This window comes from uncultured Porphyromonas sp., assembly GCF_934359325.1.
In the GTDB taxonomy this organism is placed as follows: domain Bacteria; phylum Bacteroidota; class Bacteroidia; order Bacteroidales; family Porphyromonadaceae; genus Porphyromonas_A.
In genome coordinates this window covers 1-11,726 of record NZ_CAKRLH010000038.1, presented here as the reverse complement: position 1 = coordinate 11,726, position 11,726 = coordinate 1, and the positions used below count along the sequence as shown (strand labels likewise).

9 protein-coding genes are annotated in these 11,726 nt (G+C 54.3%); all 9 read left to right on the top strand.

What is annotated here, in order from left to right:
• On the top strand, positions 1-906 hold a 906-nt coding region (locus Q0F21_RS02770), incomplete at its 5' end, for an outer membrane beta-barrel protein (protein WP_297237176.1).
• A 121-nt stretch (positions 907-1,027) separates the two neighbouring features.
• Positions 1,028-2,578 carry a lysine--tRNA ligase gene (gene lysS, locus Q0F21_RS02765; protein ID WP_297237174.1) on the top strand — a complete coding sequence of 517 codons (1,551 nt, stop codon included), beginning with the start codon at positions 1,028-1,030 and terminating at the stop codon, positions 2,576-2,578.
• A 2-nt stretch (positions 2,579-2,580) separates the two neighbouring features.
• Positions 2,581-3,624: an NAD(P)H-dependent glycerol-3-phosphate dehydrogenase gene (locus Q0F21_RS02760; protein ID WP_297237172.1), complete on the top strand. Its 1,044-nt coding sequence runs from the start codon at positions 2,581-2,583 to the stop codon at positions 3,622-3,624.
• 24 nt (positions 3,625-3,648) lie between these two features.
• Positions 3,649-4,365, top strand: a complete 717-nt coding sequence (locus tag Q0F21_RS02755; protein WP_297237170.1) for a Crp/Fnr family transcriptional regulator — start codon at positions 3,649-3,651, stop codon at positions 4,363-4,365.
• A 46-nt stretch (positions 4,366-4,411) separates the two neighbouring features.
• The gene (locus Q0F21_RS02750) at positions 4,412-5,800 is read left to right on the top strand and encodes an MATE family efflux transporter (protein WP_297237168.1); all 1,389 of its coding nucleotides are present in this window, start codon (positions 4,412-4,414) and stop codon (positions 5,798-5,800) included.
• A gap of 2 nt (positions 5,801-5,802) precedes the next feature.
• Entirely contained in the window at positions 5,803-6,876 is a 1,074-nt protein-coding gene (locus Q0F21_RS02745) for a metallophosphoesterase (protein ID WP_297237166.1), read from the top strand.
• Between the two features lie 29 nt (positions 6,877-6,905).
• Complete coding sequence (gene dnaG / locus Q0F21_RS02740) at positions 6,906-8,939, top strand: DNA primase (RefSeq protein ID WP_297237164.1); 2,034 nt, start codon at positions 6,906-6,908, stop codon at positions 8,937-8,939.
• 17 nt (positions 8,940-8,956) lie between these two features.
• Positions 8,957-9,940 (top strand): ATP-binding cassette domain-containing protein, encoded by a 984-nt coding sequence (locus tag Q0F21_RS02735; RefSeq protein WP_297237161.1) that lies wholly within the window; start codon positions 8,957-8,959, stop codon positions 9,938-9,940.
• Positions 9,933-11,255 (top strand): ABC transporter permease, encoded by a 1,323-nt coding sequence (locus tag Q0F21_RS02730; protein ID WP_297237159.1) that lies wholly within the window; start codon positions 9,933-9,935, stop codon positions 11,253-11,255. Before Q0F21_RS02735 ends, Q0F21_RS02730 begins: the two co-directional genes overlap by 8 nt.
• Positions 11,256-11,726 lie beyond the last annotated feature (471 nt).

The following is an 11,726-nucleotide window of genomic DNA, read 5'->3' as shown; positions in this document are numbered from 1 at the left end:
AGAGGGAGCACCAGCCAGCCCTCTATGGAGCAGCTGAGCCCCGTCACCATACAGACCTCACCACTCTCTCAGACGACTGGTAATCCGGACCTGCTTCCCTCGTTTAGGCATATGATTTTTATGCGCGGGTCGATGGGAAGTCGCGAGAAGCGTCAGAACCTGCAGATATTTGGTTACTTGGGTACTGTGAATAATGCGATCATCAACCGCCGCGAGTTAGACCGAGAGACCGGTATCAGCCGGACCACTTACGAGAACGTGAATGGCGTCTACTCCTTAAGTGCAGGAGGGTCACTGAGCCTACCCTTGGCCAAGAGCCTGACCTCCTTCACCAACGGTCGCTTCGGGGGGAATAGAGGCAAGGGGTATGTGAATGGGGAGCTGAATACCTCGCTCAGCAGTACCGTCAATCTCTCCGAGAGGATTACCTGGTCGGGAGAGTATCTGCAGTCTACGGTGGGCTTCTCAGGGGACTACAACCACCTGACGAATACGGTGTCCCGCCAGAGTGATCGAAAGACTCTCGACTACAGACTCTTTTGCGAAGCCACCTGGACGCCTCCCTTCGGTCTCAGCCTCTCTCATCGTCTCTCCTACAGAGATGCCAGGGGGTATCACGACGATGTGAAGCGAAATCTCTGGATATGGGACCTCAGCCTGGGCTACTCCTTCCTCAAGGATCGGAGGGGGACTCTGGAGCTGGAGGCAGTGGATCTGCTGGGGCAGCGGAGTACCTTTCGCCGGACATCGACCGCACAGTCCATCACCGATATGCTCTACGAGGGTGTCACATCGTATGTTATGCTGACCTTTACTTATAAGTTCAATTCCCTCCCCACTGCGGACAACTCTTCCGACCGCTCCTACAGATCGAGGTATCGATCTCAGCACTATCATATGATGTAAGAATGGGGTCCTGCTTTTATAGTGGGCTACAAAAGCGTTACCTTTGCAGATAAGTGTACCAGACAGATGGTTCCAATACACTTGAACTCTAATTAGTTAAGAACTCATCATCAGAAAAGACATGGAGAGACAATATAGTGAGCAGGAGCTCCTGCGCCGTGATAGCTTACAGAAGTTGCGTGACCTGGGGATCAACCCCTACCCCGCTGAGGAGTATGTGGTGGATGCCACCTCGCAGGACATCAAGGACCATTTCTCGGATGATGAGGAGCAGCCTCGACAGGTCAGGATAGCCGGGCGACTCATGTCCCGACGGATCATGGGCAAGGCCTCCTTTGCTGAGATCCAGGACAGCGAGGGCAGGATCCAGCTCTACATTACCCGCGACGACATAGCCCCTGAGGAGGACAAGACGCTCTATAATGTGGTCTTCAAGAAGCTCTTAGACATTGGCGATATCATCGGGGTGGAGGGCTTTGTCTTCCGCACCAAGATGGGGGAGATCAGTGTCCATGTGCAGAAGCTTACTCTGCTCTCCAAGTCCCTCAGGCCTCTCCCGGTCGTGAAGATGAAGGACGGGGAGACCTACGATGCCTTTACCGATCCGGAGCAGCGCTACCGCATGCGCTATGTAGACCTGATCGTGAATCCGCAGAATAGAGACATATTCATCAAGCGGACGAAGATGTACACCGCCTTCAGGGACTTCTTCAATAGTCGAGGTTTCTTAGAGGTGGAGACACCCATCCTGCAGACGATTCCCGGCGGGGCATCGGCTCGTCCTTTCATCACCCATCACAATGCCCTCGACATTCCTCTCTACCTGAGGATAGCGGATGAGCTCTTCCTCAAGAGACTGATCGTCGGTGGGTACGATGCGGTGTACGAGTTTGGGAAGAACTTCCGCAACGAGGGAATGGACCGCACGCACAATCCCGAGTTTACCGGGATGGAGGTATACGTTGCCTACAAGGACTACAACTGGATGATGGAGATGACCGAGCAGCTGCTCGAGTATACGGCACTTCAGGTCAATGGGAAGACGACCGTGGAGCTGGATGGCAAGACCATCGACCTCAAGGCTCCCTATCGGCGACTCACCATGACCGATGCCATCATAGAGTATGGAGACTACGACATTACCGGCAAGTCTGAGGATGAGCTTAGAGCCAAGTGCAAGGAGCTCGGGATTGAGGTAGACGACTCCTTCGGTAAGGGCAAGCTGATCGATGAGCTCTTTGGTGAGATCTGCGAGGAACACCTGATCCAGCCCACCTTCATTACCGACTACCCTGTGGAGATGTCTCCTCTGACAAAGATGCACCGTACCAAGCCCGGACTTACGGAGCGCTTTGAGCTGATGATTAATGGCAGCGAGCTTGCCAATGCCTACACTGAGCTCAACGACCCGATCGATCAGCTGGAGCGCTTTGAGGATCAGCTGAGGCTGTCCGAGAAGGGGGACGACGAGGCGATGTTTATCGACCAAGACTTTGTCCGAGCCTTGGAGTATGGTATGCCCCCGACGAGTGGTCTCGGGATCGGGATGGATCGCTTGGCGATGCTGCTGACAGAGCAGGATACCATCCAGGAAGTGCTGCTCTTCCCCACTATGAAGCCTATCTCCCAGCCTAAGGAAGAGGCGGAGGGAGCCGACTCTGATAGCGAGTGAGTATGAAGGAGACACCCTCTAAGAGTACGACCGACCCTAAGTCTTCCGCCACACCGAAGACGAAGATCGGGCTTATCGGTAGCGGGAGCTGGGCTACAGCGTTAGCCAAGATCCTGCACGAGACCGGTCAGGAGTTCAATTGGTACTTCAGGTTCCGCAGCCAGATTCGGGCTTTCAAGAAGCAGGGGCACAACCCCAATTACCTTACTTCGGTCAGCTTCGACACCTCCAAGATCCACTTCTACAGCGACCTCACAAAGCTGGTCGAGGAGAGCGATACCCTACTCCTATGCACCCCGTCACCCTACCTCAAGGGCATACTTCAGAAAGTGGAGCCGGAGAAGTACAAGGGGAAAGTCTTCCTCAATGCCGTCAAGGGGATCATCCCCGATAGCTATCAGCTGGTATCAGACTTCCTGTCCAGCGAATTTGGCATACCGATGTCCCAGATCGCCGTCATCTCCGGTCCCACCCACGCTGAGGAGGTGGCGATAGATCGGACCAGCTACCTAACGATCGGCTGTGAGGACAAGGGGACGGCGCTGCGCCTGGCACCGCTATTTCATGCACCCTATGTTCACACCGTGATCAGTACCGACGTGAGAGGTATCGAGTACAGCAGCGTGCTGAAGAATGTCTACGCCATCGCTTCCGGTATTACCCAAGGGATGAAGCTGGGGGACAACTTCATGGCGGTGCTTATCTGCAACGCCACCGGGGAGATCAAGCGCTTTATCCGCACTGCCACCGAGAGTCGACCGCAGGTATACGACTCTGCCTACTTAGGTGACCTCTTGGTGACCGCCTACTCCCGATACAGCCGCAACAGGACCTTCGGCAACTACTTAGGTAAGGGCTATGGGGTCTATGAGGCACAGCTCGAGATGGAGATGATCGCAGAGGGTTTTTATGGAACGAAGTGCATTCACGAGGTGAATAAGCGGTATGGTGTAGAGATACCGATTGCAGATGCGGTCTACGACATACTCTATGAGCATGTCAAGCCTGAGCAGGCATTTAAGGACCTAAAGCCGCTCCTGAAGTGAGCCGAGGGCCGAGACAGGAGTACTATGTCGCATCATACCTCTGAGCCGAGGATCCCATTCCCCCATATCTCCAAGCTGATCCCGGAGCTATGGGCCTGTCTCACCGACCGGGAGCGGGAGGTGATCATCCTGCGGAGCAGGGTGTACACCTGCGAGGAAGGGGAGTGCATCTACCCTTATAGTCCGCCAGTGCGGGGCGAAGAGAGGAGCGTCATCACGTTGGTTGATGGCCAAGCACTGACCTACTATCTCTACAATGGCGAAGTACCGATCCACTTTACCGGAAAGGAGGTGCTGGGCCTTGCACGCCTACTTACCGGCATGGAGGACTGGTTTATCTGTAAGGCGCTCACGAAGTGCCTCGTCCTCTCCCTCCCAGCTGAGATTGTGGAGATGGTGATAGACAATAACGCACGAGCATCTAAGTTGCTCCTGACGCGAGCACTCAGGGCTCTGCACACTAAGGATATGCGCCTGATCGTGCTCAATACCCGTCGCATGCCGGGGAGAATGGCCTCCACGCTGCTCTATCTGGATCAGTTATTTGGTCGAGAGGAGGACGGACAGACGCTCCGTGTGAGACTGACCAGGTGCCTGCTGGGCGGTCTGAGCAACATGACCACCAGCAATGCCACCCGAGTCCTACGCTCCTTAGAGGACGATGGGATGATAGCACTACAGGGAAAGGAGATAAAGATACTGAAGGAGACCGCCCTCGTAGATGTCAGTCGTCACGGATGAACGACAAAACATTGGATGAATGAAGAGAGAAGAGAAAAGAATTAACATGGAGAATGCCGATATCCTCGGCACTGCTCCGATCAAGAAACTATTACAATTTTACGCTTGGCCCTCAGTCATAGGGGCTGTCGTCAATACCCTATACAATGTAGTCGACCGGATATATATTGCACAGGGGGTCAATAGCCTGGCCCTGTCCGGTCTCTCAGTCACCATGCCCGTGATGGGCGTGACCCAGGCTGTTGGTACCCTCGTCGGTATGGGTGCCGCCTCCAGGATCTCCATACTGCTCGGGCAGCAGAGGAGAGAGGAGGGGGAGAAAATGCTTGGTAGCGCCTTCCTACTGTCTCTCACCATCAGCAGCCTTGTGATCGTCCTGCTGATGATCTTTGCCCGACCGCTTCTGATGCAGTTTGGAGCCTCGGAGGCTTCCCTTCCCTATGCCCTCGACTACCTGAATATCGTCCTGCCAGGGAATATCTTTGCCAACATCACCTACTCCTACAATGCGGTGATGAGAGCAACAGGGTACCCCAAGAAGGCGATGAAGACGATGCTCATCGGTGCTGTACTCAACTTTGTGCTCGACCCGGTCTTCCTCTTCGTATTCCACATGGGCATTGCAGGTGTTGCTCTCGCCACCGTGATCAGTATGTTTGTAGGGATGATCTGGGTGCTGCATCATTTTACCCGACCCGACACCAATGTACGGCTGAGGGTAAGGAACTTCAAGTTCAACTGGGGCTACACTCTCTCCATCATCTCCATCGGCGTGGCGCCCTTCGTGACCCACCTGATGGCGAGCATCGTCAATATCTACAAGAATCGCTTGCTCTACGACTACGGGATGACCTCACCGATAGACTTCTACAGCGGGGATCTGGCGGTAGCAGCCAATGGAGTGATCCAGAGTATGGCGATGCTGACGCTGATGTTTATGTTCGGCATCTCTCAGGCGACCCAGCCTATCCTTGGATACAACTATGGGGCGGGAAATCTCGGAAGAGTGCGAGACACCTTTAGGATCGCGCGGAAAATGAATTTCCTCATCGGTGTCATCGGTGCCTCCATTACCCTCATATGGCCCGGGATCGTAGCTCGAGCATTCACGTCAGACCCTCAGCTGATCGCAGTCTGCGAGGTGGGGCTAAGGATCGAACTGGCAGCCATGTGGGCAGTCGGTATACAGGTTACGGGAGTCCAGTTCTTCCAGAGCCTTGGTAAGGCAGCTCGAGCTCTCCTGCTGAGCTTCTCACGGCAGCTGATCTTCCTCGTGCCAGCACTGGCGATCCTTCCCCGTGTGATGGGTCTCACCGGAGTATGGACCGCCCTACCGGTGGCGGATGTGCTGTCGATGATCTTATGCCTCACGATGACCTCGACCTACTTCCGTAAGCTGGCACATCCCTATCGCCGATCCAAGCGGTCCGCTTGAGTATGCGCTACATCTTCTTCGTCCTCGTCCAGATCGCAGTAGGTTATGCTCTCCACTGCTATGTCGGACATCGAACTCCTAAGGATCGGCTGCTCAGTAAAGTGCTAAAGTGGAGCATAATCGCCCTCCCGATCCTCTCTATAGGTCTCATCCTGTCCGCATACTTCCTCAGTAGCAGGTCACCTGAGCTTGTGACTGACCTGCTCATTGCAGAGGTCTACTTCGCTACGCTCTTCATACTCCTCGACAGCGCCACGAAGTACCGCTATGGTCGCGTGACCGCCCTACTCTGCTTATTGCTGATACTACCGGTGATGATCGCAGGGAGAAGAAATGTAGGTGAGCCAATCACCACACACTACCGCATCACAGTGCCCGGCGAGAACCCCTCAGACAGCATTCGGATAGCACTCGTAACTGACATCCACTTGGGAGACCTCTTCGGGGAGGACCATCTTGCAAGGATGGAGCAGATGATCGAGCAAGCTTCGCCGGACTATGTCTTCATCGGAGGAGACCTGATCGATAGAAATCTAAGCGACGTGGACACCCTTACGACGGCAGACCACTTTGCCCGCATAAGAGAGAGGACCTCAGGGCTCTACTTCATCCTCGGCAACCATGAGTACTATGGTGACTTGGATGAGAATATACAGTGGATCTCTTCGCTCGGGACCCTACTTCGTGACAGCGTGGTGAGACTCCGACCGGACCTCTATCTGATCGGAAGGGACTACTATAGAGCCTGGGATCAGGACATAGTACCACTCAGTAACCTGATGGATCAGGTGCCGGATGGAGCGACCACGATATTGCTGCAGCACCGACCTCGCGAGCACTGGGAGCGCGATCCGGAGGTCAGTGGGATAGACCTTACCCTCACCGGACACACGCACGCTGGTCAGATCTTCCCGATGCAGATTTTCCAGCCACTCCTCTTCAGACACAACTATGGCTGCCATTCCTCCGGTGACGGCACGCTCATCATCTCCTCCGGCTACGGCGCCTCCACCTCACGTCTCCGTATCGGGTCCAGGTCCGAGATCGTCGTCATCGACCTCTATCTAAGTCGGTAAATGTGTAACTTTACGCCTGAGATCACCGTATGATAGACCGTAATACCATTGACCGCATCATGGATCGCGCCGACATCGTCGACGTGGTGGGGGACTTCGTGGCGCTGAAGAAGCATGGCAAGGATTACATCGGTCTGTGTCCTTTCCATGACGACTCAAGACCATCATTCAACGTCTCCACGACCAAGAACATCTGCAAGTGCTTCGCTTGCGGCGTGGGAGGTACGCCGGTATCCTTCCTGGAGAAGTACCTCCACCTCAATTTCCCCGATGCCATTAAGTACCTCGGGAAGAAGTATGGTATACCGGTCATTGAGACGCAGCTCAGTGAGGAGGAGAAGGAGGCGCGCACAGAGCGGGACAAGCTACTGTCTGCCAATGCCTTTGCAAGAGATGCCTTTGTCAACGAACTGCACAACGGCAACGAGGGGCGCCTCGTCGGTCTGAAGTACTTCCGCGACCGTGATCTAAGTGATGAGACGATCAAGCGATTTGAGCTCGGATACTCGCCGAGGGATCGTCACTTCCTCTACTCATTAGCAAAGGAGAAGGGCGTCTCCGCCGATGCCTTAGAGCAGGTCGGGCTCCTCTTCCGGACTGATGACGGACAGTACATCGACCGGTACCGGGACCGTGTCATCTACCCCATTCACTCGATCAGCGGTTCGATCGTAGGCTTCGGAGGCAGGATCTTAGTCAAGAAGGAGAATACGGGGAAGTACATCAATTCGCCCGCCTCCTCGATCTACGACAAGAGCCGCGAGCTCTACGGACTCTACTTCGCCAAGCAGGCGATCGCGAAGAAGGACAAGTGCATTGTTGTGGAGGGCTATATGGATGTGCTGTCCATGCACCAGCGGGGGATCACCAATGTGGTGGCCAGCTCAGGGACTGCCCTCACGACTCAACAGGTGCAGAAGATCAAGCGCTTTACTTCCAATCTCACTTTCATCTTCGACTCCGACGCTGCCGGCATCAAGGCAGCCATGAGGGGACTGGACGTGGGGCTGGAGAGAGGGATGAGCCTCCATACGGTCTTGCTACCGGAGGGGGAGGATCCGGACTCCTTTGCCAAGACCCACACAGCAGAAGAGATCGAGCAGTACATCAGTGAGCATGAGGAGGACAGCCTGCGCTTCAATGCCCGAGTCCTCTCGGAGCATAACGGGACTGACACCCCTCAGGGCATAGCAGATACAGTAGCTGTACTGGCGGAGTCGATGGCGCACATCCAGGATAAGCTGATCCTGGACATCTACGTCAAGGATATGGCTCCCCGACTGGGTGTCGAGCCGGAGCACCTGCTGGAGCGGATCCAGAAGCTGCAGCAGCAACAGAGGAATACCATCCGACGGGAGTGGCAAAACACACAGCGCCGCCAGGAGCAACAGAAGCGAGAGGAAGAGGCGACTGCTCCCAACCCAACGGTACCTAAGGAGCAGACCAGCCAGCCTGACGAAAGACTCAATCCTTTCGAGATCACGCTGCTGGGCGAAATCATGAAGAACGGGCTCATGGAGATACCCGACTACGAGATAGAGCCGGGAAGGCATGGCTGTAGCCTGATCCAGGTAGTGCAGAAGGAGACGAGGGACCTGAGGGAGAATGGTACCCTGACCACACACTTCTGCACCATACTCGATGAGGTGGAGCGCCTCTATGAGGAGGAACCCAATCCAGACATTGCCAAGAACCTCTCCTGGCACGAGGATCCGGTGATCCTGCACACGGTGGCAGATCTGCTGATGAATGAGGAGGAGCTGAGCGAGATGCACTCCGCTTACGTCAGCGAGGCATCCACACCGTCAGAGGTGGTCAGTCGGGTCATGAGGACGATCTTGAGCTATAAGTACGACTTTGTCCTCCGCCAGATCTCTGATCTGCTGCAGCAACTACAGACCATACCGATGGATCATCAGGAGGGTGACGAAGCTCTGGATGAGAGGTCAAGAGAACTACTCGCCGAGCTGGCGAACCTAAACCAGATGAAGGTAGATATGAGTCGAATGCTGGGGGATCGCATCCTCACACCGACCCTTAAGCTTCAGCCAAGACAACATTAGAAATAACGCATATATAGATGGAAAACTACTTACTTGAGGCGAGAGACATCGTCAAGGATTTCTCCGCACATCGAGCTCTGGATCACGCCAGTCTGAGAGTTGAGCGTGGTAAGATCCATGGTCTTCTTGGACCTAATGGTGCCGGGAAGACTACCCTCATCCGCGTGCTAACCCGCCTGACCGTGCCGGACGAGGGGGAGATCACCTTTGCAGGACATCCCTTCACCAGCAAGGATCTGACACACATTGGCTACCTCCCGGAGGAGCGAGGACTTTACCCTAAGATGAAGGTGGGCAAGCAAGCTCTCTACTTTGCCCAGCTCAAGGGGCTGGAGCGCAAGGAGGCTGAGAAGAGACTGCGCATGTGGTTCGAGCGACTGGACATCATCGATTGGTGGGATAAGAAGGTGGGCGAGCTGAGTAAGGGTATGGCACAGAAGGTTCAATTCGTCTGCACCATTATCCACCAGCCGGATCTGCTGATCTTCGATGAGCCGTTTAGCGGCTTCGACCCGATCAATGCGGAAATCCTGAAGCGGGAGATGCTTCGCCTGAGAGATGAGGGACACTCGATCATCTTCTCCACCCACGACATGTACAGCGTGGAGGAGCTGTGCGACAATATCACGCTCATCAATCGCTCGCATGTGGTCCTTGATGGGGACATCCACGAGGTGCGTAACGACTATAGAGGAAATCTCTACCGGATCGTCTACGACTCCGAGATTGAGCTCCCCGAGGAGGTGAAAGAGAAATTTGTCTTCCGCACTGACGAGACCAACCTGTATGGTCAGCACACGCTGGTGATCGAGAATACCCCCGGGATGAGCTCGCGCGAGCTGCTGGCAACCTTTGGTCCCATCGGAGAGGTGGTCAGCTACGAGGAGATCATACCGAGTATGAATGACATATTCATCGACGTGGTGAAGAAGAGCGGCGCCCCGACAGAGCTGCAGAGTATTACGGATAAGCAAAGAGAGATCGAAGAGAGCCATGAATAATTTCCTCATCGTACTCCGGAAGGAGTATATGACCATCGTAGGGAAGAAGTCATTCATCATCATGACCTTCCTCACCCCTATCCTAATGATACTACTGGGAGCCGTGCCGGCTCTGCTCGGAGTCTTTGCGAAGGATACCAGTGACAAGGAGGTGATCATCGTGGACCAGACCGGCAAGTATTACGATGCAATCAAGGCAGGCGAGGCGGAGGGCTTCCACTTTATGAATGGCGCAAACAACATATCGGAGTACAAGAGCGAAGCGCTCTCCTCTGACAGCCTTTACGCAGTCGTGGTCATCACAAAGGATCTCCTCAAGGACCCACGAGCTATCACAATCTACTCCACCTCCACGATCCCTCCTGCTCTGGAGAAGAATCTCTCCGAGACGCTCTCTAAGGAGCTACAGCACGAGAAGATCGCCTCCTACGAGATCCCCGAGCTGGACAAGATCATCGCTGACTCCAAGGTCTCAGTCAATATCTCAACCGTCCAGTGGAGCTCCGACGGAGACGAAGTGGCCGCCTCGGCGACTGTGGGGATGATCACGGGGCAGATATTCAATTTTGCCCTCTATTTCTTTGTCATCATGTACGGATCGATGGTGATGGAGAGCGTCCGAGTGGAGAAGAAGAATAGGATCATGGAGATCCTCGCGACGAGCGTCAAGCCCACCACCCTACTCTGGGCAAAGATCGTGGGCATCGGGCTCGTAGGACTTACTCAGCTGCTGATGTGGGGACTCTTCTTCGTCATCATCTTCGTCGTACTGCAGTCGGTCCTGCTGAGTTCGGTGACCTTCGATATGAACCAATTCAAGGACGCCGTCATGGCCGCACAGGAGGGAGGCTACGATGCCGAGCTGGCGGGAGGGCTGGAGGCACTGGCTAATATCAATTACGGGCAGATCATCCTCTGCTTCCTCTGCTACTTCATCACCTCATACGTCTCCTTCGCTGCACTCTACGCAGCCTCCGGAGCAGTGACCGATGCAGAGGAGGGCGTCAATCAGATCACCCTTCCGATCACTATCCTGCTGCTCTTCGGATTCATCTTCGGCTTCTACTCGGCAGAGAACCCCAATACCAACATCTCCCTCATTACCTCTTTCATACCCTTCATGGCACCCAATGTCATGATGGTTCGTCTACCCTTCAATCCCCCCGCCTGGCAGGTCTGGCTCTCGCTGTCGATCATGATTGCTTTCACCTGCTTCTTTGTCTGGTTTGCAGCCAAGATCTTCCGCGTAGGGATGCTGATGTACGGCAAGAAACCCGGTATGAAAGACCTATGGCGCTGGATCAAGTACGAGTGACCACTCGATCATTAACCAGCGTTAACTATTCGCTAAGCCAATCTTTAGGTAGCTAACAACCAAACCCTTACCGATGTAATGGGAATGTAATATCCTAGCTCATAGAGCACTACGTCTAAGGGGTTGAGACCTATAGGGATCGGAAAAAGCAAGAGAAAGCGACTTTTTTTGTTTCGACAGGTTTCATAACCTTTGCATTGCAAGGCATCCAGATAAGGCCTTCTCCTCACTGGGTACAGTGGGAGGAGTCCTTATTTTAGCCCCGGATCTATCTGATCTCCCGGACAGAGTTGCATCAAGGTCGGAGAAATTTTAGAGCATCATGATTAGCAGTACACTTATCAATGCTTGGGATAACTTCCTAAGTAACGTCAGGACCAGTCTTCACTCACCTCAGGACTACCATATGTGGTTTGAGCCGATCAAGCCGATCAAGTGGGAGGACGGGGTGCTGACGGTACGTGTACCCTC

What these genes read in the sequence shown, in the direction of transcription:
- Q0F21_RS02745 (WP_297237166.1), top strand. Translation starts at nt 5,803, where the DNA reads ATGCGCTACATCTTCTTCGTCCTCGTCCAGATCGCAGTAGGTTATGCT.
- lysS (WP_297237174.1), top strand. Translation starts at nt 1,028, where the DNA reads ATGGAGAGACAATATAGTGAGCAGGAGCTCCTGCGCCGTGATAGCTTA.
- Q0F21_RS02730 (WP_297237159.1), top strand. Translation starts at nt 9,933, where the DNA reads ATGAATAATTTCCTCATCGTACTCCGGAAGGAGTATATGACCATCGTA.
- dnaG (WP_297237164.1), top strand. Translation starts at nt 6,906, where the DNA reads ATGATAGACCGTAATACCATTGACCGCATCATGGATCGCGCCGACATC.
- Q0F21_RS02760 (WP_297237172.1), top strand. Translation starts at nt 2,581, where the DNA reads ATGAAGGAGACACCCTCTAAGAGTACGACCGACCCTAAGTCTTCCGCC.
- Q0F21_RS02750 (WP_297237168.1), top strand. Translation starts at nt 4,412, where the DNA reads ATGGAGAATGCCGATATCCTCGGCACTGCTCCGATCAAGAAACTATTA.
- Q0F21_RS02755 (WP_297237170.1), top strand. Translation starts at nt 3,649, where the DNA reads ATGTCGCATCATACCTCTGAGCCGAGGATCCCATTCCCCCATATCTCC.
- Q0F21_RS02735 (WP_297237161.1), top strand. Translation starts at nt 8,957, where the DNA reads ATGGAAAACTACTTACTTGAGGCGAGAGACATCGTCAAGGATTTCTCC.